At 63.6% G+C, this 23,145-nt stretch carries 19 protein-coding genes; 13 read left to right on the forward strand and 6 right to left on the reverse strand.

The window, feature by feature from the left end; translation table 11 throughout:
• Positions 1-395 precede the first annotated feature (395 nt).
• On the forward strand, positions 396-1,112 hold the full coding sequence (locus PE058_RS15990; protein WP_271028850.1) for a hypothetical protein: 717 nt from the start codon (positions 396-398) through the stop codon (positions 1,110-1,112).
• Between the two features lies 1 nt (position 1,113).
• The gene (locus tag PE058_RS15995; protein ID WP_020087429.1) at positions 1,114-1,884 is read left to right on the forward strand and encodes a FadR/GntR family transcriptional regulator; all 771 of its coding nucleotides are present in this window, start codon (positions 1,114-1,116) and stop codon (positions 1,882-1,884) included.
• Between the two features lie 13 nt (positions 1,885-1,897).
• Here the strand turns inward: PE058_RS15995 and PE058_RS16000 are convergent, their stop codons facing one another.
• On the reverse strand, positions 1,898-3,175 hold the full coding sequence (locus PE058_RS16000; RefSeq protein WP_020087430.1) for an ABC transporter substrate-binding protein: 1,278 nt from the start codon (positions 3,173-3,175) through the stop codon (positions 1,898-1,900).
• Positions 3,176-3,761: 586 nt separating this feature from the next.
• Here PE058_RS16000 and PE058_RS16005 point away from each other — a divergent pair.
• From PE058_RS16005 to lpdA, 4 genes are all read left to right on the forward strand, one after another.
• The gene (locus PE058_RS16005; RefSeq protein ID WP_026868250.1) at positions 3,762-4,199 is read left to right on the forward strand and encodes a CBS domain-containing protein; all 438 of its coding nucleotides are present in this window, start codon (positions 3,762-3,764) and stop codon (positions 4,197-4,199) included.
• A gap of 162 nt (positions 4,200-4,361) precedes the next feature.
• Complete coding sequence (gene aceE, locus PE058_RS16010; protein ID WP_271028851.1) at positions 4,362-7,049, forward strand: pyruvate dehydrogenase (acetyl-transferring), homodimeric type; 2,688 nt, start codon at positions 4,362-4,364, stop codon at positions 7,047-7,049.
• A gap of 18 nt (positions 7,050-7,067) precedes the next feature.
• A complete protein-coding gene (locus PE058_RS16015; protein ID WP_271028852.1) occupies positions 7,068-8,354 on the forward strand; it encodes a 2-oxo acid dehydrogenase subunit E2 in 1,287 nt (428 codons plus the stop codon).
• A 17-nt stretch (positions 8,355-8,371) separates the two neighbouring features.
• Positions 8,372-9,799, forward strand: coding sequence for a dihydrolipoyl dehydrogenase (gene lpdA / locus PE058_RS16020; protein WP_271028853.1), 1,428 nt, complete (start codon positions 8,372-8,374; stop codon positions 9,797-9,799).
• Positions 9,800-9,869: 70 nt separating this feature from the next.
• On the opposite strand, the gene PE058_RS16025 is transcribed toward lpdA, so the two are convergent.
• The 3 genes from PE058_RS16025 to PE058_RS16035 form a co-directional block, all read right to left on the reverse strand.
• Positions 9,870-10,388, reverse strand: a complete 519-nt coding sequence (locus tag PE058_RS16025) for a PRC-barrel domain-containing protein (protein WP_020087435.1) — start codon at positions 10,386-10,388, stop codon at positions 9,870-9,872.
• Positions 10,389-10,647: 259 nt separating this feature from the next.
• Positions 10,648-11,712: a zinc-binding metallopeptidase family protein gene (locus PE058_RS16030; protein ID WP_271028854.1), complete on the reverse strand. Its 1,065-nt coding sequence runs from the start codon at positions 11,710-11,712 to the stop codon at positions 10,648-10,650.
• Positions 11,713-11,852: 140 nt separating this feature from the next.
• Positions 11,853-13,019: an alpha/beta hydrolase family protein gene (locus PE058_RS16035; RefSeq protein ID WP_271028855.1), complete on the reverse strand. Its 1,167-nt coding sequence runs from the start codon at positions 13,017-13,019 to the stop codon at positions 11,853-11,855.
• A gap of 289 nt (positions 13,020-13,308) precedes the next feature.
• On the opposite strand from PE058_RS16035, the gene PE058_RS16040 reads away from it, so the two are divergent.
• The 5 genes from PE058_RS16040 to otsB all read left to right on the forward strand — a co-directional run bounded on the left by PE058_RS16040 (position 13,309) and on the right by otsB (position 19,432).
• Entirely contained in the window at positions 13,309-13,566 is a 258-nt protein-coding gene (locus PE058_RS16040) for an EF-hand domain-containing protein (RefSeq protein WP_020087439.1), read from the forward strand.
• 343 nt (positions 13,567-13,909) lie between these two features.
• Positions 13,910-15,742, forward strand: a complete 1,833-nt coding sequence (locus PE058_RS16045) for a glycoside hydrolase family 15 protein (protein WP_156827515.1) — start codon at positions 13,910-13,912, stop codon at positions 15,740-15,742.
• 87 nt (positions 15,743-15,829) lie between these two features.
• Positions 15,830-17,359 carry an alpha,alpha-trehalose-phosphate synthase (UDP-forming) gene (locus PE058_RS16050; protein WP_333780402.1) on the forward strand — a complete coding sequence of 510 codons (1,530 nt, stop codon included), beginning with the start codon at positions 15,830-15,832 and terminating at the stop codon, positions 17,357-17,359.
• A gap of 58 nt (positions 17,360-17,417) precedes the next feature.
• Complete coding sequence (locus tag PE058_RS16055) at positions 17,418-18,512, forward strand: carbohydrate kinase family protein (RefSeq protein ID WP_020087442.1); 1,095 nt, start codon at positions 17,418-17,420, stop codon at positions 18,510-18,512.
• 104 nt (positions 18,513-18,616) lie between these two features.
• Positions 18,617-19,432, forward strand: coding sequence for a trehalose-phosphatase (gene otsB, locus PE058_RS16060; protein ID WP_271028856.1), 816 nt, complete (start codon positions 18,617-18,619; stop codon positions 19,430-19,432).
• A 91-nt stretch (positions 19,433-19,523) separates the two neighbouring features.
• Here the strand turns inward: otsB and PE058_RS16065 are convergent, their stop codons facing one another.
• Positions 19,524-19,829, reverse strand: coding sequence for a hypothetical protein (locus tag PE058_RS16065; RefSeq protein ID WP_020087444.1), 306 nt, complete (start codon positions 19,827-19,829; stop codon positions 19,524-19,526).
• 249 nt (positions 19,830-20,078) lie between these two features.
• On the opposite strand from PE058_RS16065, the gene PE058_RS16070 reads away from it, so the two are divergent.
• Both PE058_RS16070 and PE058_RS16075 read left to right on the forward strand, forming a co-directional pair.
• The gene (locus PE058_RS16070; RefSeq protein WP_271028857.1) at positions 20,079-20,879 is read left to right on the forward strand and encodes a matrixin family metalloprotease; all 801 of its coding nucleotides are present in this window, start codon (positions 20,079-20,081) and stop codon (positions 20,877-20,879) included.
• A 127-nt stretch (positions 20,880-21,006) separates the two neighbouring features.
• On the forward strand, positions 21,007-21,459 hold the full coding sequence (locus PE058_RS16075) for a PRC-barrel domain-containing protein (protein ID WP_271028858.1): 453 nt from the start codon (positions 21,007-21,009) through the stop codon (positions 21,457-21,459).
• Positions 21,460-21,491: 32 nt separating this feature from the next.
• Here PE058_RS16075 and PE058_RS16080 read toward each other — a convergent pair whose 3' ends face one another.
• The gene (locus PE058_RS16080) at positions 21,492-22,823 is read right to left on the reverse strand and encodes an autotransporter domain-containing protein (RefSeq protein WP_271028859.1); all 1,332 of its coding nucleotides are present in this window, start codon (positions 22,821-22,823) and stop codon (positions 21,492-21,494) included.
• Positions 22,824-23,145: the final 322 nt, after the last annotated feature.

The following is a 23,145-nucleotide window of genomic DNA, read 5'->3' on the forward strand; positions in this document are numbered from 1 at the left end:
CATTACGACCGCGATCCCCCAGTGCTGATTGTGCGGCGCTCATGCGTGAAACCACTTTCAACCATTTGAAACCAGATCGGCCCAACTCCTTTCATTTTATGAAATCTAATTTCCCTCGCAAGTGATAAAAATCAGGCGAAGCGCAAGGAAATTGCGCATTGAGCAAGTGCACAATCGATAAATTTCTTGTATTCTCAGTAGTTAGATACTATGTCGCAGTTGCGAACCTATTTTGGTCTTTTTTGGTTTGATTTGGTTTCAAGCTTGTGGCATTCTGAGAATTCCTTGTTGAATTATGGTGTTGCGACCTAAATGGGCTGGGGACGATGAAATTCGCTGGGGCCATGGGCTCGGTAAAAAAATGGGCAGAGGCGACCGTTTCCGGGTTTGACGCCATGGCCCAAGCACAACGCTCGCAAGCAGCGCGACACCTGCTGCACGCCCGCGATGCGCTCGGCGAGACCGATGCTGCGGATGCCAGATCGGCGGCTGCGCACTCGAATGCCGGTGTGGGCTTGATCCTGCAAAGCCGGATGCGCGACGCGTTACGCGCGCTCGATGCCGCCGAGCAAAGCTGGCTCGACGTGGCCGCAGCGCTCCGCACCGCCGAGATCCCCCTCTCGGGACGCAGCTCCTCGTTCCATTTTCGGCTCGCCGCGCAGAACCTCGCGGCGTTCGAGGCGGCGCGCCGGCGGCGTTACGAGCAGCTATGCGAAGCGGGGCTCGCGATCACGCGCTTCAACCGCCTGTTCGCAAGCACGACGACGACGCGAGAGACGGCTATTCTCGACGCCTGCACGGCATTGACAGCGCTCCTCGCCGACACCTTCGGCGCTCAATCGCCCGAAGCGCGCCTGCTCTCGCAGTACGGTGGTGGGCTGGTGACATCCAGCGACGACCCGTCTCCCTATTCCGACAAACTTGCCGAGGTGGCTCGGCACGCCGCGGCGCCATCGGCTGCCTCTCCGTCCGTGTGCCTCCACCTCGAAACGGCCGTCGCCATGACGGCGCTGTTCCCGCCCGATTGGTATCCCTTCCCTCACACCGTGGCACGCGAAGAGCCGGGTGATCGCCCGGCCTCCCCGCAGACGGCAACCTCGAGCAGCTCGTGACATGAACGACATTTCCGCACTCAGTCCGCCCTGGATCAGCGATCCCTCCAAGCACCCGCTCGTCACTCCGCAGGTGAAGGAGATCGCCACCCAAATCTTCGCGCGCATCGCGGCAGGAGTTTATCCATTCGGCACGCGCATCCCGGCCGAGCGCGAGCTGGCGCTCGAGTTCCGCGATACGCGTGCGACGATCCGTCAGGCGCTGGAATTTCTGGCAACTTATCAGATCGTGTCCCGGCGCGCCGGGAGTGGCACCTTCGTCTCCTATGAGCGTGCGCTGGTGCCTCCACCGCCCCGCAGCAGCGCGGTTCTACCCGATCATCTCAACATCAATCAGCTTGCGGAGACGGCCTCGCCGTTCGCGATGAACATTGCCGAATCCATCCTGGAGCCGGAGATGGTGCGGCTCGCGACGATCTACATGTCGACGCGGGATCTCGCGGAGCTCAGTGGCCAGCTCGCGGTTCTCGAGACCATCGTCACCGAGTCCGACAAGTTCGCCTCTCTCGAGGAGGATTTCATGATGACGGTGGCGCGCGGCACGCACAATTCGCTGATCGTGGCGATGTACGCGATCCTGCACGAGGTGCGACGTCAGCCTCAGTGGGCTGCGAGCCGGCGCCAGGCGCTCACCCCGTCGAAGATCCGCAGCATTCAGTTGCTGCTGCGATCGCTCTACAATGCGCTCGAGCGGCGCGACGTGGAAACTGCGGTGGAGCTGATCAAGCTGCACGTCGCCAGCACGCACGAGGACATGATCTACGAATCATAATCCCGCGGCCGGGTTACGACGAGGCGGCCAGATGCTCGCGCTGGTCCCACATGAGATCCAGGGCGCGCATGTGCTTCAGCAGCACCGGCTTGTGCTCCGACCACCATTGAGTGATCGAGCCGAACTCCTGAATACGGGCGCGGCCGTCCACGATGGTCACGACCGGCCAATCGCCCACGAGGGCGTTGTCGATCCCGAACAAATCCTTGCCCCACCACATCGCCTCGCCGAAGGCGTGCTGGCCGACGCCGCCGACCTTCATCAGAGCGAGGACGGAAAATGGCTCGAATGTGCGCGCGCGCTGGACGGCTGATTTCCAAAGCTCGAGCGTTGAGGCGTACTCCCACGACACAGCACTCCATGTGCCGGGGAAGCGGCGGCAAAACTCCTCGTAGAAGGCGTTCGGCTCCGCGAAGTTGATCTGCGGATCATTGAGGCGCGGATCGTCGAAATCGGGGAACTGGAAGACGAACCCCTCCATAAACTCGGGGCTCGTGCGGCGGATCAGCTCCGCGTAGTTGTCACAGGTGCAGGAGAGAAGCTGCCCCTTGAAGCCGCGTTTGTAGGCCTCGATGGTGAGCGCGTGAACGAAAGGCTCGTAGGCCGTGTCCCAACAGAGAATATCGGGCGAGCCTGCCATCAGCTCGTCGACGATTGGGCCAAAATCGCTCGTCTCGGGCTCGAACAGGCGCTCGGCAATCAGCTCGATACCGGCTGCCTCGAAAGCTGCGCGGTAGGTCGCGATCGACGGCAGGCCGAGCATGTCGCGCTGCGCACACATGGCCGCCGTCTTGAGATGAGGCTTGTTGCGCCTCAGCCAGTCGACGCCCGTAACATTGTAGATCGGATGCACCTCACTCGGCGCGACGAGCGTCGGCGCATCGGGAGACAGATCGCTCGGCAGCAGTGTCGCCACCAGCATGCGGTGCTGACTCACGAGGCTGCGCACCTCGGGCGTGAAGTCGTTGCCGCCGATCATGAGGATGAGCTTCACGCCATCCTCCAAAATGAGCTTTCTCGCACCCTTGAGGGCCAGCTCGGGCTGGTACATGGTGTCGTACTGGACGAGTTCCAGCATGTACCTGCGGCTGCCCACCTTCACGCCACCGGCGGCATTGATCCGGTCGATCCAGATGGTGCTCCCGTTCAAGCCCGGAGCGGCCCAGGACTTCAGAGGACCCGTAAGAGGCGCGAGGAATCCGATCTTGAGGACCTTCGAGGACTCGAGGCCGAAGTTGCGCAGGGCAATCCCCAGCGCGGACGCAACCGGACTTTTCGCTCTAGCGACCATGAATGGGCTTCACCAGCTCTGCCGCGCTTTCACAGCGGCACCCGGCGCGCGGGAGGCTGCTCGCGCCGGCCGTTGCCGCGCGCGCGATCTCTTGTTGTCCGGCCTACAGAAACTCATGAATTCAGCACCAAAATCATGCACTTAGACCACACTTCCACCGCCGAACCGCCGCAATCGGCGCGGCTCAACTCTAGCGTTGGCTCATCCGGCTTGGAAGGCTGCTGCTGAACTTTCAGGCGGCAACTGTGTCTCAGGCAGGCAGGGCGGCGCGGTCCATCAGCGTGCTGCGCGGCCGCGCGCGAGCCTCGGACGCATACTTCGTTCGAACCGGAAAGTGAAGGGCCACTTCCGGAGCACGCCCGGCCCGTCGGGGGCTCGAGCCACAAAAATGCTTGGTCCAAAATGTCGCGCGACATGCGCACGATTGCTCCCTCACCGCGCCGATGGATTCCTTGTCGCGCGGTTCGCGACGAGCGTTACGCACCGCACCAAAAATCCGGCGAGATCAGGAGCGCTCCGAAAATCTGTCGATCATGTTCGCGTACGCATCCGCTCGACCGAAAAAATACATCAGGTGGAGGAACGCATGAGGGTTGCAAACGTCCTTAAGGGCAAAAGCCCCGGCCTTTTGACGGTAAAGCCCAACGAGACGATCGGGAGTCTCGCCCGCAAGCTGCAGCAGAACAGGATCGGCGTGATGGTCGTCAGCCACGATGGCCGGTCGCTCGATGGCATCATCTCGGAGCGGGATATCGCCTACAGCCTGGCGGAGCGGCGGGGCGAATTGCATCTGCTGCCGGTTTCGGCGCTGATGACGCGCAGAGTCGTGACGTGTTCGCCCGAGAGCAGCTTGTCGGACGTGATGCATCTCATGCACCAGCATCATATCCGGCATGTCCCCGTTGCAGACGAGACCGGCGTGGTCGGTATTCTGAGCATGCGTGACGTGCTCGAGTTCCGCCTCAACGAGGTCGAGCGCAAGTCGAAAAGCGTGCAAAGCTGGCTTGCGACGTCGGAGCACTAGCGATGTCGCACTGCTCACAGTGCCTGATGCGCCGCCTCGTGGCGCGCAAAGGCAAGCTGTTGGTTGACGAGTGATTTACCGCTCAGATCGTTAGGGTCTGATACATTTCTAGTTTAGAGTTCGGCCCTGGGTGCTCACTCCGACGCTCAGGAGCCGATCTCCATGACCAGGACAGTTCTCGAAATCAACGACGTCAGCGAGCCGGATGCAGAGGCGCGCGAATGGGTCGACGCCATCTCCTCGGTGATGGCCTTCGAGGGCAGCGAACGCGCGGACTTCCTGCTCGGCCGCGCAGTCGACATGGCGCGGCGGCAAGGCGCGCGCCTGCCGTTCGCAGCCAATACCGCCTACATCAACACCATTCCCCCGCACAAAGAGCAGCAGCATCCCGGCGATCGCGAGATCGAGAACCGCATCCGATCCTTGATTCGCTGGAATGCGCTCGCGATGGTGCTTCGGGCGAACAAGGCGTCGAGCGAACTCGGCGGGCACATCGCTAGCTTCCAGTCCGCGGCGACGCTCTACGACACGGGCTTCATGCATTTCTGGAACGCGCCACACGAGGGCCACGGCGGCGATCTCGTGTTCGTTCAAGGTCATTCCTCGCCCGGAATTTATGCGCGCGCTTTTCTCGAAGGACGGCTCACGGAGGAGCAACTCGCCAATTTCCGCCAGGAGACGGATGGGCACGGAATATCCTCCTACCCGCACCCGTGGCTGATGCCGGACTTCTGGCAGTTTCCGACCGTGTCCATGGGGCTCGGTCCGCTGATGGCGATCTATCAGGCCCGCTTCCTCAAGTATCTGCACGATCGTGGGCTTGCGGATACCTCCAACCGCCACGTGTGGGTGTTCTGCGGCGACGGCGAAATGGACGAGCCGGAGAGCCTCGGCTCGATCTCTCTCGCCGGGCGAGAGAAGCTCGACAATCTGATCTTCGTCATCAATTGCAACCTACAGCGCCTCGATGGGCCGGTGCGCGGCAACGGCAAGATCATCCAGGAGCTGGAGGGCGGCTTCCGCGGCGCTGGCTGGAACGTCATCAAGGTGATCTGGGGCTCGAACTGGGACCCCCTGCTCGCCCGTGATACGTCCGGGCGCCTGCGCCAACTGATGGAAGAGTGCAACGACGGGCAGTACCAGGACTTCAAGTCCAAGGACGGCGCCTATATCCGCAAGAACTTCTTCGGCCGCTATCCCGAGACGGCCGCGCTCGTGGCCGACTGGTCCGATGACAAGATCTGGACGCTGACGCGCGGCGGACACGACCCGCGCAAGGTGTATGCGGCTTATGCGGCGGCCGTGGCACACAAGGACCAACCGACCGTGATCCTGGCCAAGACCGTCAAAGGCTACGGCATGGGCTCGGCGGGCGAAGGGCAGATGATTGCCCATCAGCAGAAGAAGATGGGGCTCGACGCCCTCCAGAAATTCCGCGACCGCTTCAGCGTGAAGGTCTCGGACGAAGAACTCGACAAGCTTCCCTTCCTGCGGTTCGCGGAAGGCAGCCCGGAGCTTGCCTATCTCCGGGAGCATCGCAAAGCGCTCGGCGGCTCCCTTCCGCAACGGCGCGTCAAGACCGGCTATGCGATCGCGGCGCCGCCTCTGTCTCTGTTCGAAGCGCAGCTCAAGGGCTCCGAGGGGCGCGATATCTCCACGACGATGGTATTCGTGCAGCTCCTGACGAAGCTCTTGCGCGACAAGCAGCTGGGCCGGCACATCGTGCCCATCGTGCCCGACGAGAGCCGCACGTTCGGCATGGAGGGGATGTTCCGCACCTTCGGCATCTACAGCCAGGTGGGCCAGCTCTACAGGCCCGAGGATGCCGATCAGCTCATGTACTACAAGGAGGACAAGAGCGGTCAGGTGCTCGAGGAAGGCATCAACGAAGCGGGCGCGATGGCATCGTGGATCGCGGCAGCGACCTCCTATTCGTCCTCCGACGTGCCGATGGTGCCGTTCTTCATCTACTATTCGATGTTCGGCTTCCAGCGGATCGGCGATCTGGCCTGGGCGGCGGGCGACATACGCTCGCGCGGGTTCCTGATCGGAGGAACATCCGGACGCACGACGCTCAACGGCGAAGGGTTGCAGCACCAGGACGGGCATAGCCACATCCTGTCTTCGACCATTCCGAACTGCGTCTCCTACGATCCCGCGTTCGGCTACGAGCTGGCCGTCATCATCCAGCACGGGCTCGCGCGGATGCTCGATGCACAGGAGGACGTGTTCTATTACATCACGAGCCTCAACGAGAACTATCAGCACCCGCCGATGCCGGACGGCGCGGAGGACGGCATTATCCGCGGCATGTACTTGCTCAAGGCAGGGGCGGCGCCCACGGCCGACAAGCCGCGCGTTCAACTGCTCGGCTCGGGTGCAATCCTGCGCGAGGTGATCGCAGGCGCCGAGCTTCTTGAGCAGGATTTCGGCATTTCGGCCGAGATCTGGAGCGTGACGAGCTTTACGGAGCTGCGCCGCGAGGCGCTCGAGATCGAGCGCTGGAACCTGCTGCATCCCGCGGAAATTCCAAAGGTGCCTTACGTGACGCAGTGCCTCGCCTCACGGGGCGACACACCCGTCGTCGCCTCGACGGACTACGTCAAGATGTTTGCGGATCAGATCAGCCCGTTCGTGCGCGGCCCGTATCAGGTTCTCGGCACGGACGGCTTCGGGCGTTCCGATTACCGGCGCAAGCTTCGTCACCATTTCGAGGTCGATCGCCACTTCGTCGCGGTGGCCGCGCTCAAGGCGCTCGCAGACGACAACAAGATTCCCTCTACGAAGGTCGTGGAGGCCATCAGCAAGTACGGGATCAACCCCGACAAGGCTGCTCCGGCGCGCGCTTAACTCAGGGACACCTGCTGCATGTCCGTCATCGAAGTGAAAGTTCCCGACATCGGCGACTACAAGAACGTGCCCATCATCGAGGTGCACGTGAAGCCAGGCGACGCGATCAAGCGCGACGATCCATTGGTCACGCTCGAAAGCGACAAGGCCGCGATGGAGGTCCCCGCGCCGGAAGGTGGACAGGTCGCCGAAGTGCTGGTGCGCGTGGGCGACAAGGTTAGCGAGGGATCAGCGATCCTGCGGCTCACTTCGGACGCTGCGACACCTTCCGACACCAAAAGCGCGAACCCGCCATCTTCTACGCCCCCTCCTCCACGGACGGAGACCGCGCCGGAACCCCAGAGCGCGAGCGGACCGGGAGAGCCGCCCGATACGACCAAGGGGACGGCGCCGCGCACGCCGCTTCCGCTCGGCTCAGATTTCGGAGGAGTTCATGCCAGCCCCTCTGTGCGCCGTCTCGCCCGTGAGCTCGACATCGACCTGACGCGGCTGACCGGAACGGGCGAAAAAGGACGGATCACCAAGGAAGACGTGAAGCGCGCACTCTCGGGCGGGGCAGGCGGCGGGAGTGGCATTCCCGAAATTCCGCCGCAGGATTTCGCCAAGTACGGCCCGATCGAAACCAAGCCGCTCACGCGTCTCAAGCGCCTTTCGGGGCCGCATCTCACGCGGGCCTGGCTCAATATTCCCCACGTCACCCACACGGACGAAGCCGACATCACCGATCTCGAAAGCTACCGCAAGACACTCGATGCGGCTGCCAAGGAGAAGGGATACCGAGTGACGCTGCTCGCCTTCCTGATGAAGGCCTCCGTCGTGGTGCTCAAGGAATTTCCCGAGTTCAATGCGTCGCTCTCACCGGAAAAGGGGTCGCTCATTCTCAAGCGCTACTATCACCTCGGCATCGCCGTCGACACGCCGGACGGCCTCGTCGTGCCCGTGATCCGCGAGGTGGACCGGAAAGGTATCATCGAACTATCGCAGGAGCTGGGTGACGTCTCGCAACGCATGCGCGAAGGCAAGATCGCACCGGCCGACATCCAGGGCGGAACGTTCTCCATCTCGAGCCTCGGCGGCATCGGGGGGACGAGCTTCACGCCTATCGTCAACGCGCCCGAGGTGGCGATACTGGGTGTCGTACGCGCGGAGACGAAGCCGAAGTGGGACGGCGCGCAGTTCGCCCCGCGCCTCATGCTGCCGCTGTGCGTCTCCTACGATCACCGCGTCATCGACGGGGCCCTGGCCGCCCGCTTCACGCGGCGGCTTGCCGAGATTCTCGAAGACGTCCGCCAGCTCGTGCTTTGAGCGTTCGGGAGGGTTCCTTGTCAGACGCAAACGCCATCACCTGCGACGTTGCCGTGCTGGGCGCGGGACCCGGAGGATATTCGGCCGCGTTCCGTGCCGCCGATCTCGGGCTCAAAACGGTGCTGATCGAGCGCGCTCCCACCCTTGGCGGTGTGTGCCTGAACGTGGGCTGCATTCCTTCGAAGACGCTTCTCCACGCTGCCTCGTTGATTACCGAGGCCCAAGCGTTCCGCGCCCACGGCATCGATTTTGGCTCGCCGCGCATCGACCTTGACCAGCTTCGCGCGCACAAGGACGGTGTTGTGGGAAAGCTCACGCACGGGCTCGCCCGCATGGCGAAGGCGCGCAAGGTGGAGGTGGTTCAGGGGACAGGCACCTTCCGAGACGCGCATTCTTTCGACATCGCGCTGACGAAGGGCGGCACGGCGGCCGTGCGCTTCGAGAAGGCGATCGTCGCCGCTGGCTCGGAGGCTGTCTCGCTTCCGTTCTTACCGAAGGACGATCCGCGCATCGTGGATTCGACGGGCGCGCTCGCGCTGCCGCAGGTTCCGCAACGGATGCTGGTGATCGGCGGCGGCATCATCGGTCTCGAGATGGCCACGGTCTATGCGGCGCTCGGCAGCCGGATCGACATCGTGGAGATGCTGGATGGGCTGATGGCGGGCGCAGATCGCGACTTGGTGCGCGTCTGGCAGAAACGCAACGCCAGCTGCTTCAACCGCATCATGCTCAAGACAAAGGTCGCGGGAGCAAACGCGAAGCGGGATGCCATTCACATCCGCTTCGAAGGCGAGGGCGCTCCGGAAAGCACTGAGGCTTACGATCTTGTTCTCGTTTCCGTCGGCCGCGTGCCGAACGGACGGCTGATCGGCGCCGAGCGCGCCGGTATCGCCGTCGACGCGCGCGGGTTCGTCACGGTCGATCGGCAGATGCGCACCAACGTCCCCAACATCTTCGCCATCGGAGATATCGCAGGCGCGCCGATGCTCGCGCACAAAGCGGTTCACGAAGGGCACGTTGCTGCCGAGGCCGCCGCAGGCAAACCCTCTCACTTCGATGCGCGCCAGATCCCGTCTGTCGCCTACACGGATCCCGAAATCGCCTGGGCAGGACGCACCGAGGACGATCTCAAGGCGGAAGGCGCCACGTTCGGAAAAGCCGTATTCCCCTGGGCCGCATCGGGTCGCGCCATCGCCATGGCGCGCGACGAAGGCTTCACAAAGCTGCTGTTCGATGCGGACACCCATCGCATCATCGGCGGCGGGATCGTCGGCGTTCACGCAGGCGATCTCATCAGCGAGATCGCGCTCGCGATCGAGATGGGCGCCGACGCGGTGGACGTCGGCAAGACCATCCATCCCCATCCCACCCTGTCGGAATCGATCGGCATGGCTGCGGAAGTGTTCGAAGGCGTGTGTACGGACCTGCCTCCCGCGAAGCGATGATCGCCCGGACACGGAGCGCAAAAAAGAAAGGGACCGGCGAATGGTCCCTTTCTCGTTCTTTTGAGCGCGCTTAGTTGGCCTTTGTGGCCGACGGCGCGTAGTACTTGAACTCCGGCGCGTTCTCGAGCGCATCCTTCGTGCTGTTCAGCGTCACGCGCATCGTGCCATTGGCGTCGCGGTTGAGCTGCAGGTCGCTGAACGACACCGCCACCAGCTTTTCGCCCATACCGAGAAAGCCGCCGACTCCGATCACGGCGTTGGCAATCTTGCCATCCGGTCCAAGGATCAGGTCGTTGATGTCACCGATCTTCTCGTTGGCGGCGTTGTAGACCGTCAAGCCGATGAGCTTCGACGAACGCCACTCGTCAGCGGACTGGCTGGCCGAGAAGGCTCCCGCTGTCCGCTCGCTCGAAGGTGCGGGGACCGCGACGGACGGCGACGGGGCAGGCGTCGGAGCCGGGGCCGTTTCCTGCATCCTCTCAGGCGGAGCCTCGGACGGCGACGGTGCGGGGGTCTGCGCGAAAGCGGATGCCGCGCCGAGCGTCAGGGCCACCGGCATGGCTACAGCGGACAGCAACTTGGACTTCATCGGATTCACTCCTTTGAATATATTTTATTGATCTCGCACGGTCCTCGACGTGTTGGGCGCAATGCCCGCAAGTAGCGTGTGTCTCGGATTTTCCGTGCTTGCAGCGGGCATCGGCCAGCTTGGAGATCTAACGTCGAGGCGGGCGGTTGGTTCCTCTCGGAAATACGCTGTTCGCATGCTTTGCGTTGCTTAACGAACTGCGCATCCGGTGCGGCATTGCGCGATGTTCTCCCGAGCGCGACAATGCTGCGTGTCACACTCACGCTGCGCCCGCGTGCACCACGCGATGCACGAACGCGAGCTTCGCGCGCACCGGCGCGGAAATCACGAACGGATAAAAATCGCGGTGGCCGAGACTCCTGCTGAGGCTGTTCATCGAGAGAGACAGCGGCACCCAGCGCTCGATCAGGCTCTCGAAACTCACCTGCCGGTAGACATCGTATTTCTTGAACGGCCACGCCGCACCGAACAGGAGGCCTGCCGCGCGTGGCTCCATGCCTTCCGCTTCTGCCGTTTCCACCGCATCCACCATGTGCAGATAGTGGGCCCAGGTTTCCGCCCAATCTTCCCACGGGTGTGCGCTGGCGTAGGCCGACACGAAATTTTCGGCCCAGTTCGCGGGCGCGCCTTCTGCATAGTGCGAGGAGAGTGCCGCCTGATAATCCTGACGCTCGTCGCCAAACATGGTGCGGAAACTCTCGATCGACTCGTCGCGATCGACGAGAAGCATCCAATAGTAATGCCCGCTTTCGTGCCTCAAGTGCCCCAGAAGAGAGCGATAAGGCTCGTCCAGGAATTGACGACGCCGTTCGCGTTCCACATCGTCCGCTTCCAGCACATCGAGCGTGATGACGCCGTTGTCGTGCCCGGTGACAGCTTTGGCCACGAAGTCAAACGTGAGCGGCGTTCCGCTGCGCGCCGTGCCGCCGTCGAGAGGCAAGCCGAGGCGCAACAGCGAATAGATCAGCCGCTTCTTCGCGTGCTCCACCTCGCGCCATGCATCGAGGCGGCCGGGCTCCGACAAGTTCGGAATGGTTCTGTTGCAGGCGCAGGCCTTGCAAAGCGTGGATGGCGCGCCATCGGGAACCAGCCAGTTGCAGGCCCCGTGCATCGCGTTTTCACAGAAGCGCACATCGCTCACTGCGTCCTTGATGCCCGGATTGGCCTTGATCTTGCGGTAAAGACCGCCGTCGGGTGCGACCGGCTCCACTGCCACCAGCGTCAATGTGCCGGCGTCGAACCCCAGGCTGTGGCCACACGAGAGGCAGGTGCCATTCTCGAAGTAGACGCGGCTTCCGCAGGCCGTGCAGGCAAAGTTTTTCATCCGGCGTGGGCTCCTGGCGGTTCCGCGTTTCACTTTGCCGCGCGTTCGGCATGCAGCGATGTTGCCGCTTGCCCTTGTGGGCCGGCCGAGGTCAACTTTCGTTTCTCGCAATGGTTCCGGGTGCCTGGAAAAGCGGCAGATTACTGGTCGCCAGCGCCCTCGACCGACACTGCGGCGGCGAAAGAGTCCGCAGGCGCATCGCTTGCTTCGGCACCAGGAGCCGGCAGGCTCGGTGTCGTGGCAGCTATCGCAGGCGCATGCGCCGCCGCGAGAAAGCGATCCATCGCGGGACCCCAGACGTCCCATCCCGCGCGATCGTCGGCGAGGTTGTGTCCATCGGCGCCATAAGGCGGGAAAATGTGAAGCTCAGCCTGTCCGCCGCCGTCCTGCCAAGCGGCTGCGAGCCCGCGCGCAAGCTCGGGGCGGAAGAGGCTGTCGTTTGCCGCATAGAGCCAGAGCGTCGGCAGACGCGCGCTCACACCGTAGCTATGGGCCGCTTCGAGCAGGCGCCGCTCACCGCATACGGCGCGCTCAGGATCACTGTCCCATGGACGGCCGCCGCGACCGCCTGCAATGTTCACCACAGCACGCACGTTGGCGGGATTGCGCGAGGCGAGAGCGAGGGACGCCCAGCCGCCCGACGAAATGCCGACGACGATGGCTTGGCCCGGTGCGATGAACGGCTCGCGCGAGATGTAGTCAATCGCGGCCTCGATGTCGTCCGCTGCGGCGAGCCCCGAGCGATAGTGATCCGGATCCGCGCAAGTTCCGATCGATTCCGCGAGCGTGCCTCCGGTTGCGCCATGTCCGCGCCGCTGGGGCAAGAGCACGACGTAGCCACGCTCGACGAACCAGCGCGACAGCCAATAGTAGACCGGCATGGCGACGGCGAGGCGCGTCGCATCCGACGTGCCGTGATTGATGACGACCAGCGGGCGGCGCGCAGCGTCCCCCTCAGCGCCCGGCTCGTCTGCCGGACGAAACACTGTCGCACGCAGCGGATTTTGCGGATCTCCGCCGGGCAAGAGCCAGAGCTGCTCGCGAAGGCGCGGCCCTTCCGGACCGAAAGGTCCCAACATGGCAGCGCGGCTCGGAGACGCGGCTTCGGCGTATGCGGGAGCGCTCATGACGGCGGCTGAGCACAACAACCCAGCGCAGGCGGCCGCTGCGAGCGTCGCCGCGGCGCGCATCACGACGCCGCGCATCACAGGGCCGCGGATGGCGCCAATGACACCCGGGCGCTTCGAGCCAAGAAATTCTCGTGTCGCGCCGCTATTGGCGCGCAATCCCCGCGCTGCCCCGATCATCAAAAAATGTGCCCCGTCCGTGCTTTCATTCCGCGCTGTCGCGTGCTGCTCGCTCGTCTCACTCTCTCATTCGATGAGCCCGTGCTTCCCCAAGCACGGGCTGCTTCTCGGAACCGCCCCTTTCGCCATGCGTTGATGCGGCGGCTGGGTGAGTCTGAAGCCTGGCCCATTTGAAATGGAAAGAGGAGTATAATCAATGAAAAAGCTGTGCACCGTTAGTATCGCAGCTCTCCTTGCCACCTCTGGAGCAACAGTTTTCGCCCAAACGGCTCCGGGCGCAAATGTCAAAATGTCCAAGGCAGAGTGTCAGAGCATCTGGGGCCGCGCAGATGCTGCGGGCGGCGGATCGCTCACCAGCGCCCAGGCGCAAGGCTTTGTCACGAATTTCAACAAAGTCGACACCAACGGCGACGGCAAGCTCACAAGTGCGGAATTCCTGGCCGGTTGTCAGAAGGGCCTCGTGCACGATTCCGCCAGCAGCGGCGCGGGTGAAGGCGCCTCGGGCTCTTCGAGCTCCGGCCAGTCTCCCCCCGCAAAAAACTACTAGTTCAACGCTCTCCGTTGCGAGCCGTCCTCCCGCCGGCTCGCAACGGAGCGAGCGCCCAGGCGAGGCGAGCCAGGACGGAGCAATCACCATATTCGTTGTTGTCTTATATGCCATGATGGTCATTATGACGTTTGGCGTCCTCGCTTGGTTCGTCCATAGCGAAAGCGACTGATCGATCGTCGATCTTCGGCGGCAGCCGCGCTCTCGCGCGCCGCTCGCGCCGATCTGGCAATCCACGCAACCGTTTTTCGGGCAGTACGGGCCTCGGCCACTCCCGAAATCAATTGGCACGGGGGTGCGCTGTCTCTTGAATATCCCGCTTCTCACGAACGAGCAGGCTTCCATGACTGCTGAACAGCGTCCTGCTCAACCGCTCGATTTCGCCGTGATCGGCAACGGCCGCATCGCCGCGCTTCTCGACCGCTCCGCCCGCATCGTGTGGTGGTGCTTCCCGCGTTTCGACGGAGATCCGGTGTTTTCGCGGCTCCTCGCCGGAGACGAGGAGAAGGGCTTCTGTGACGTGGTTGTGGAAGGCGCCGTTCGCACGCGGTCTGCCTATCTGCGCAATACCGCCATCCTCGAGACCGTGATCGAGGACAACAGCGGCAACGGTGTGCGTATCATCGATTTCGCGCCGCGCTACCCGCGCTTCGAGCGCATGCTTCATCCCGCGCAGATCATCCGGCGCATCGAGCCCATCGGCCTGCCGCGCATAAAAATTCGTGTGCGCCCCACGTTCAACTACGGCCAGCCGCGCCCCGCGCAAGTGGTCGGCTCAAACCACATCCGCTACAGCGGCGGCGAGATCACGCTGCGTCTCACGACGGACGCGCCACTCTCATACATCGTTCACGAAACGGCTTTTGCGCTCGCCCGTCCGGTGACGCTGGTGCTCGGCCCCGACGAGTCGCTCGAAGCAGCGGCGGACACGGTTTCCCGCGAAGCGCTCGAAAGGACGCGCGACTACTGGCTCGGCTGGGTGCGCGGTCTCGCGGTACCGCTCGACTGGCAAACGGATGTCATTCGCGCCGCCATCACGCTTCAACTCTGCACCTTCGACGAGACCGGCGCCATCGTCGCCGCGCACACGACCTCGCTGCCGGAGGCTCCGGGAACCCAGCGCACGTGGGACTATCGCTACTGCTGGCTGCGTGACGCGTATTTCGTGATCATGGCGTTGAACCGGCTCGGTGCGACGCAGTCGATGGAAGCGTATCTCGACTACATCACCACGCTCGCGGTCGGCTCGGAGGGCACGCTGCGGCCGGTCTACGGCATCGTGCACGATCAGCCTTTGGACGAGAGCGTGGCCGAGCATCTGCCGGGATTCCTCGGCATGGGGCCTGTGCGCGTCGGCAATCAGGCAGCCGAGCAGATCCAGCACGATTCCTGGGGCAGCGTGATCCTCGGGGTCTCGCAAATGTTCATCGACCAGCGTCTGCCGCGCATGGGTGACGAGGCGCTTTACCGGCGGCTCGAGGTTCTCGGCCGTCATGCGATGCGCGTGTTTCTCGAACCCGATGCGGGTATCTGGGAATATCGCGGGCGCCTGCGCATCCACACGCATTCGGCCACCATGTGCTGGGTCACGCTCGACCGGCTCGGCCGCATCGCGGCGCTGCTCGGGCTTTCGGGCGACGCGGAGCAGTGGCGGCGCCAGGCGGACACCGTTCGGACCGAAATCCTCACGCGGGCCTGGAGCTCGAAAGTGGGCGCGCTGGCCGGCGCGCTGGATCAGGACGAGTTGGACGCAAGCGTGCTGCTGCTGCCGGAGCTCGGCCTCATCTCGGCGCGTGATCCGCGCTTTCTCAAGACGTTGGACACCATCGGCGGCCAGCTCGGCCGCAATGGCTTCATGCTGCGCTATACCAACGACGATTTCGGTGCTCCGGAAACGTCGTTCCTCGCCTGCCAGTTCTGGTACATCGATGCGCTGACCGCGGCCGGACGCGTGGAGCAGGCGCGCGAGTTGCTCGACGATCTCCTCAGTCGGCGCAATGCCTTCGGGCTTCTTTCCGAGGATATTCACCCGACCACGGGCGAGCTTTGGGGCAACCTGCCGCAGACCTATTCCATGGCTGGGATCGTGAATTCCTGCATGAACCTCTCGCGAAATTGGGCCGATGCGTGGCCCCGCTCACCCGCGCCGGAACCCAGCGCGACCTCAAGCGTTTGATCTACGGGACCAATTTCGGCAATAGCCGCAAGGCGGTCACAAACAGAGTGAGATACAGCGTTTGCCCTCGGGCACGCGGAGGCGGGCTTGAGACGGATTGTTCTCGTATCAAATCGGGTGATGGAGCTGCGCAAAGCCGCGCAAGCGGGCGGCGTCGCCGTTGCGCTTGCCGAACTTCTGCGCGAGCGGCCGGGCCTGTGGTTCGGATGGAATGGAAAGGTCGTCGAAGAGCACGACAGCACCGACATTCCCGAACTCCGGACCGCGAAATCCGCGGGACGCAGCGCGATTGCAACGCTTCCGCTGACGGCGGCGGAGCATCGCGACTACTATCTCGGATACTCGAATTCCGTCCTCTGGCCGGTATTTCATAACCGGCTGGATCTCGCGCAATTCGATGCCGGTTTCTACGCTCGATACATCGGTGTGAACGAGCGTTTCGCCCGCGCGCTCCGCCCCCTCATCCAGCCCGACGACATCATTTGGATTCACGACTACCACCTCATTCCGCTTGCGGCAGAGCTGAGACGGGCGGGCGTGGACAATCCGATTGGATTCTATCTGCACATCCCCGTGCCGCCTTCGCAGACGTTTCTCGCCATTCCAGAGTATCGCGAGCTGGCACGCGCCCTCACCGCTTACGACCTCATCGGGTTGCAGACGCAGGCGGATGTCGCAAACCTCATCCAGTTCCTGGAGGACAGCGTCTCGGGGCGCATCCTGCAGGACGGGCGCGTCAGTGCCTTCGACCATCGCCTCTCGATCAAGCGCTTTCCCGTCGGCATCGACGCGGACGTGTTTGCGGGTGGGGCGCCCGAGGAAAAGCTCGTGCAGGCGACCGAAGGCGCGGACCGCATCATCGGCGTGGACCGCCTCGACTACTCGAAAGGCCTTCCCCAGAAATTCCGTGCGTTCGGACGCTTCCTCGAAAAGTATCCCGAGTACCAGCGCAAGGTCGTGCTCTCGCAGATCGCGCCGCCAACGCGCGAGAGCGTGGAAGCCTACACCGACATCCGCCAGACGCTGGAAGCACTGTCGGGCAAGATCAACGGCATGTTCGGCGAGCTCGACTGGGTGCCGATCCACTACATCCATCGCTCCGCCCCGCGGGACAAGCTTCGAGACGTCTATCGCGGCTCGCGCATCGGATTCTTCACGCCGCTACGGGATGGCATGAACCTGGTATCCAAAGAATATGTGGCCTCACAGGACCCGGCCGATCCGGGCGTGCCAATACTGTCGCGCTTCGCAGGGGCGGCGGAGCAGCTCGTGGATGCTCTGATCGTCAATCCCTACAACATCGAGGAGATCGCGGACGCGATCAAAACGGCCCTCGAAATGGACAAATCCGAGCGGATCGATCGCTACAACCGGCTGATGGCGGTGATCCGGGCTTACGACTCCGCCACGTGGTCATCGTCATTTCTCAACACGCTCGAAGCCACTGCACGCGAGCGGTCTCTGTCGTTCGCACCGTCCAACGCCTCGATCCGCTCCTCCATGGACAAGCTCGCGAGAAGTTCGCGCCGCACGTCCCGGCCGCCGGGAGACAGCTTTCTGAAAACGCCTTCCAATCGCGACAAATCGCACAAGACCCAACCGAGCAGACCGGAATGACGCACGGCGCGTACAGAGGCGCAGTTAGGCCCGCAATCCAAAGGCGGAGATCGGCCTCATGAAAGCTCTCTGCGTCGGCGGCGCCATGATCGACACGATCGCCATCATCGAGAGCTCCGCCATCGAGCGCATGGAGCTGCTCAATGCCGGCACCTCCTTCCTGCTGCTCGAAGAGGGGCGCAAGACGGAAGCACTCGAAGTCTCGACCCATTGCGGAGGCGGCGCGATCAACACGGCCGTGGCGCTGGCGCGCCTCGGCGTCACGTGCTCGGTCTTGATCAAGCTCGGGGCGGATCTGCGCGCCGAGCAAATCCTGGCGCGTCTGGCCGATGAAGGCATATCCGTGTCATGGGTCTCACGCGACTCGCGCGCGCCGACCGGCGCCTCCGTCCACGTCTCTTCCCACGACCGCAACGCGGCGGTTTTCACGTTCCGCGGCGCGAACACGCTGCTTGCCCCTCCCGATCTTCACGACGGCGCGTTCGAAGTGGATCTCGTCTACATCGCAAACCTTTCAAATGAGGCGGCGACCTGCTTTCCGCTGATCGTGGAGAAGGCCAAGCGCGCCCGTGCGCTGGTGGCAGCCAATCCCGGCCTGCGCCAGCTTCATGCCCATGGCGACGCTTTCAAGGAGACGCTGCCGCATCTCGATATCCTCGCCCTTAACCGGCGCGAGGCGGAGGAAGTCTTGATCCTGCTCGACGCACCCAGGAGCGACGAGAGCGCGCCTCTGACCTATCCGACGAACGTGAGGCTTCCGCCGCTCGCCGAGTGCGGCCTCAAGCATGAAGGGCGCAGGATGAGTGTCCGCAACTTCCTTCGTGCGCTGATGGACCGCGGCGTCGGCTCGGTCGTGCTGACGGACGGGCGCGATGGGGCCTTCGCGGCGTCCGGCGATCGCATGATCTATTGTCCGGCGCACGAGGCAGAGGTGGCGGGCACGGCGGGTGCCGGCGATGCGTTCGCGTCCACTTTCTCGGCGTATCTTGCAGACGGCGGAGACGCGGAAGCCGCGATCCGCGCCGCAACGATCAACGCCGCAGGCGTGCTGCAGCACGTCGATACGCAAACGGGGCTGATGCGGCGTGCCGATCTCGAAAAATTCCTGAGCAGCAAGAAATCGATACCAAATGTGATAGGCTGGCCACTGTGAACCTGCCGATGGCCATATCAACGTCATGTTCCAAAGAGAAGAGGCTCGCACGGATGTCCGGAGCGGCATCCTTCTGACACGCTGAACGAGGTTAGAAGAGAACGATGGTAGCGGAGAGAATACCGCCCTTGCGGCCGCGTCTCAGCACGTGCACGAACTCCATCCTCGCCAATCCCGGTGCGTTTGCGCTGTTTCTCGATGTGGACGGGACTTTGCTCGAGCTTGCCGCGACTCCAAGAAGCGTGCGCGTGCCGGATGGGCTCAGCGACCTTCTCGGGCAGCTCACCCGGCGCCTGGACGGTGCGGTGGCGATCATTTCAGGCCGCCTGATCTCGGAGATAGACCAGATCCTTTCGCCGCTGAAGCTCACGGCGTCCGGCGTACACGGGGCGGAGCTGCGCAAGGCGCCCGATCGCGACATCGAGCGGGTGACACCGGTTCTTCCGCTGGAGATCGTCGAAGAGATGCGCCAGCTCGCGGCGCGCATTCCCGGCGTGATCGCAGAGCCGAAGGGACCTGGCCTCGCCATCCATTATCGTCTCGCCCCTCATGCAGAGGCCAACATTCTCGCGGTGATCGAGGATTTTCTCGACCGGCACGCCGGCGCGTTCGAGCTTCTGCCCGGAAAGCGGCTCTACGAAATCATCCCGTCCGGTCTTTCGAAGGGAACCGCGCTTGCGGCCCTTGCGTCGCTGCCAGCCTTCCGTGGCCGCGTTCCCATCATGATCGGAGACGATATCGGCGACGAAACGGCTTTCGCGGCCGCCGAGGGCATGAAAGGCTTTGGGCTGCGTGTCGCCGGCGAGCATTACCACGAGGAGATGGCGGACTTCTCCGGTCCCCGTTCGGTGCTCACGTGGCTGGAACGGATTGCAGGGGCTACGCAGCAGCCTGCGGAGCGAGCCCGCTCCCTCTTTTGAGGTAGGCGCTCCCGCAACGTCGTGCCGCTACGAGAAAGGGCCTGTTCCGATTTCTCGGACAGACCCTTCCTCCGGTCACGCCACTAAATTCTTAATGGCGGTGATGACGTCTGTAATGGCGGTGATGCTTGTAGCGCGGGCCGATGTAGAGCGAGACGCCCGGGCGATATCCGTAATATCCGTAGCCCCGATTGGCGGCGCCGCCGTGACACCACTTGCGGCCGTGGCGGCGATGGCAATGGCGATAGGGACGCCAGTCGACCTGCTGAAGATCGGAGCGCTGAATGTCGGCTGCTTTCTGGATCGGCCCTACGGGTGCTGCGTTCGCGGACGCGCCTCCCAGATGAAGCGAAGCTGCGGCCAACACCGCCGCGAGGATCGTCGCCTTGTAAGTCATTGCGTGTGGTCTCCACTATGATCTTGCGTGATCTGCGGGGTTAACGCCCGGCGGCACGCAGGGTTCCCACGCGACGCCTACGGAGGGGTCTGCGCGGCCTTGCACGCTTCTGAGCAAAAGCCCTTGGCGTCAGCATTTCTGGGGATGCGACCCAGGCGACATTGACCCGCCTCATTGCTGCTTTTAGAAAGCATGCATAAGCAATCAATGTCGCCGTATGGGGTGTCGATCCGGGGGAGCAGGAGACCGTTGAGGGGTTTCGTTCTGACAACGTGCCTGGGGCTGGCTGTCGCGTCGGCAGCATTGAGCGCGCGCGCGGGCGAGACGCCGAAGGCCGCCGACCCCGAGTTCCGCCTGCTCGTACTCGGCGGACACACGGTGCGCTGGAACGTGCCGGCGGCAGGTCTACCCGCGACGATCACCTACGCTTTCCTCACGGAGCCGGCGAGCTTCCCCGGCGCGCGCAACTGCGATGCGATGCTGGCACCGGACGCCGCCCTCGAGCGCTCACACGTCTCTCTCGAGGATTTTCGCGGTGAGGTTCGCGCCGCGTTCTCCCAGTGGGAGCAGGCGGCGAACATCGTCTTCAAGGAGGTGTCTTCCGCACACGACGCCGGAATCCTGATCGGGGCGGACGCCAAGTCCCGCGGACGCGCGTTCACGAACGTGGCGCTGCACCAAGGTCTCGCGCGCGCGGAAGTCAAGAGTGGCCCGGACAACATCCGCCAGTCGCTGATCTGTCTCAATCCCGATCAGCCCTGGAAGATCGGCTTCGACGGTAATCTCAACGTCTACGATCTGCGCTTCACGGTGACCCACGAGATCGGCCACGCCATCGGCCTCGATCATCCGAGCCCCGAGGGACAACTTATGTCGTTCCGCTACGTCGAGAAGTCGCGCACGCTGCAGCCGGGCGACGTCGCTGGCGCGGTCGCGCTCTACGGACGCAAGGGCATGGATGCGCCCGCGATGCCCGCCAAAGCACCATCGCCCTCGCCTGCCCCTTCCGGCGACCGCGCGTTCGGCCTCGGCGCCAACGAGAGCCGTTAACCGCCCTCCAGCTTCTCGAAGTGCTCCCTTCGTCCGGAACCATCGGGCGCGACGAGCCGTTGCTTTCACCAGATGCGCGCTGCGAACGCACGCGCGCCTGCAGCAATCGGAACGCGGAGGTCACATCATGCTCAGAAGATTGACGCTCGGCGTTGCGGCCGTCTCGCTTATGGCGGCTGGAACGCTCGGCGCGGCCCAGGCGCAGCAGAAGGCTCCGCGTCCCGAGACCCAGCGCAACGAAGAGAGCAAGATCGTTCCAGGCCCGCTTCCTGGCGCACGCACGTCCAGCGACTGGCGCGCTGGCAAGCTGATCGGCGTCACCATGACCAACACGCTCGGCGAGTCCGTCGGCAAGGTGGACGACATCGTGATCGACAGCGACGGGAAGGTGGTGGCGGTTCTCGTGCGCGTGGGCGGCTTCCTCGGCCTCGGCGAGACCAGCGTTGCCATCGGCCTGCGAAACCTCGTGATCAGCCAATCCGATCCGGATCACTTGGAGGTCAAAACCTCTCTCTCGCGCGACGCCATCGAGCAAGCGGCCAGCCTGAGCAAACAGGACGGCACACCGGTCACGCCTTGAGCCAAGTCATGACGTGACCGCCCCGCAGCCGACTACTTCCCAAGCGGCATGTTGAGCTGAAGCCGTCCGGACCAAGTATCCGCTGCTGATTGCGCGCCGGTCTCGACGCCGCCCGTGGCCTGCACGTTGACGCTATCCTTCATGCCGACCGCCACACCCGCTTCCGCCTTCCATTGCATCTCCGGCACCTGAGAGCTCATGCTTCCGGGGCCGATCTTGGAGAGATCGTCGAACGCGAGAAAGCCTCCAGCAGCAAGACGCGGCTCGATATAAGTTTCACTGTCGAGGCTGAACCTGCGCTTCACCTCGGGCAGCACATCGAGACGGCCGGTTCCGGACGGCGTGGCCGTAGCCGTCTCCCCCATGGCGAGACCGTCGACCATGGGCGTGTCCTGCACATAGCTCAGACCGACGCTCGGCGCGACCGTCCAGCCGCCGACCTGCCGCGATCCGCGCAGCGTGCCACGCAGGAGCTTGCGATCGGCAGGTGCCATATCCAGCATCACGCCACGCGCTGCATTCTCCGCGACGCCCCAAGCCGCACGCCCGTCAAACACGACGCCTGGGCCGAAGCGGACGCTCATGTAAGGCCCCGCCATCCAGCCGTTTGCGGAGATCTGGTCGCCATAGCGGCTGCTTTCTCCCGCCTGATCGAACTGAGCGAGAGCGCCGAGCATAATGTCCGGACCCAGCATGTATTTGCTGCCGAAGTACATCACGCTGAAATTTCCATCGCCGGGCTTCGCGTTGGCATCGACCGTATCGTAGGTCAGATAGCGGCCTTCGAACCAGAAATCGAGGATGCCCGGATCCTTCTTGCCGCCGAGCTTCATGGCCGCCGCCAGCTCGGACATGCTGATCGACGCGGTTACGTCACGGGGGGCTTCCGACGATTGCACCGCCGAGTCGAGCGGCTTCGGCTCGGCGGGCGCGCGATCGATGCGAATGCGATCCGGATCCTTGCTCGTCAGGAACGATTTGCGCCGCTCCAGAAGACTGCGCTCCACGTTGAGCTTGGCGACGGACGCGCACGTCACAGCGAGCGTCGCGTCGGCGGCGCCGTTCGCGTCGAGATAAAAGCCATAGGTCGCGGATGCGGGGGCGACGAACATCAGCGTCGAGGCACGTCCCGCGTGCAGCGTGCGCAACGCGCCGCCTCCGCTCGAGACCGCGAGCCTCGCGGTTCCGCGCGTCGAAAGATCGAGGCTCAAGGTTTCGCCTTCCGAGAGGGCTGCCTCGCGAAGCGCGCTTGCTCCGCCCGAGACACTGACATTGAGGGCGCCGCCGTTTGCGGCATCACACCCTGCGCTTGCATTGGCGGAGGCCGATCCGGCCGCTGCCGCCTGCATACCCAACGTTGTCAAACTTAACACAACGCCACGTACTACCGCCCTCGACAAAGAGCGGGCCTGAACGATTTGCTGCATCGTTCGCGTACCTCTTTCTGTTCCAGATTTTTGTTTTCTATCAATGGGATTTATGTCCCTGAAAATGGACCAAAGCATGACCCTCCGTCCAATTTCGCGCTCCTGACAGCGTTCCTTCAGCGCGGGCGGAAGAAAATTTTTGCTTTCTCCGCGATCTTTCCCTGGTGATCGGCGTTTGATCATCACGACCAGTCATCGTGACAGTCAGGGGCCTCCGGCGTGGCGAGCCGCAGGCCCTTCCCTTGTGCCTCAATGGATC

This window comes from Hyphomicrobium sp. DMF-1 (assembly GCF_027886585.1).
GTDB classification, from domain to species: Bacteria; Pseudomonadota; Alphaproteobacteria; order Rhizobiales; family Hyphomicrobiaceae; genus Hyphomicrobium_C; species Hyphomicrobium_C zavarzinii.

Excerpts from the sequence above, each read along its gene's own strand:
- PE058_RS16025 (WP_020087435.1), bottom strand. The coding sequence starts at position 10,388 with ATGAAGTCCAAGTTGCTGTCCGCTGTAGCCATGCCGGTGGCCCTGACG.
- PE058_RS16075 (WP_271028858.1), top strand. The coding sequence starts at position 21,007 with ATGCTCAGAAGATTGACGCTCGGCGTTGCGGCCGTCTCGCTTATGGCG.
- PE058_RS15995 (WP_020087429.1), top strand. The coding sequence starts at position 1,114 with ATGAACGACATTTCCGCACTCAGTCCGCCCTGGATCAGCGATCCCTCC.
- PE058_RS16055 (WP_020087442.1), top strand. The coding sequence starts at position 17,418 with ATGAAAGCTCTCTGCGTCGGCGGCGCCATGATCGACACGATCGCCATC.
- aceE (WP_271028851.1), top strand. The coding sequence starts at position 4,362 with ATGACCAGGACAGTTCTCGAAATCAACGACGTCAGCGAGCCGGATGCA.
- PE058_RS16065 (WP_020087444.1), bottom strand. The coding sequence starts at position 19,829 with ATGACTTACAAGGCGACGATCCTCGCGGCGGTGTTGGCCGCAGCTTCG.
- PE058_RS16035 (WP_271028855.1), bottom strand. The coding sequence starts at position 13,019 with ATGATCGGGGCAGCGCGGGGATTGCGCGCCAATAGCGGCGCGACACGA.
- PE058_RS16015 (WP_271028852.1), top strand. The coding sequence starts at position 7,068 with ATGTCCGTCATCGAAGTGAAAGTTCCCGACATCGGCGACTACAAGAAC.
- otsB (WP_271028856.1), top strand. The coding sequence starts at position 18,617 with ATGGTAGCGGAGAGAATACCGCCCTTGCGGCCGCGTCTCAGCACGTGC.
- PE058_RS16040 (WP_020087439.1), top strand. The coding sequence starts at position 13,309 with ATGTCCAAGGCAGAGTGTCAGAGCATCTGGGGCCGCGCAGATGCTGCG.
- PE058_RS16005 (WP_026868250.1), top strand. The coding sequence starts at position 3,762 with ATGAGGGTTGCAAACGTCCTTAAGGGCAAAAGCCCCGGCCTTTTGACG.
- PE058_RS16030 (WP_271028854.1), bottom strand. The coding sequence starts at position 11,712 with ATGAAAAACTTTGCCTGCACGGCCTGCGGAAGCCGCGTCTACTTCGAG.
- PE058_RS16045 (WP_156827515.1), top strand. The coding sequence starts at position 13,910 with ATGACTGCTGAACAGCGTCCTGCTCAACCGCTCGATTTCGCCGTGATC.
- PE058_RS15990 (WP_271028850.1), top strand. The coding sequence starts at position 396 with ATGGCCCAAGCACAACGCTCGCAAGCAGCGCGACACCTGCTGCACGCC.
- PE058_RS16000 (WP_020087430.1), bottom strand. The coding sequence starts at position 3,175 with ATGGTCGCTAGAGCGAAAAGTCCGGTTGCGTCCGCGCTGGGGATTGCC.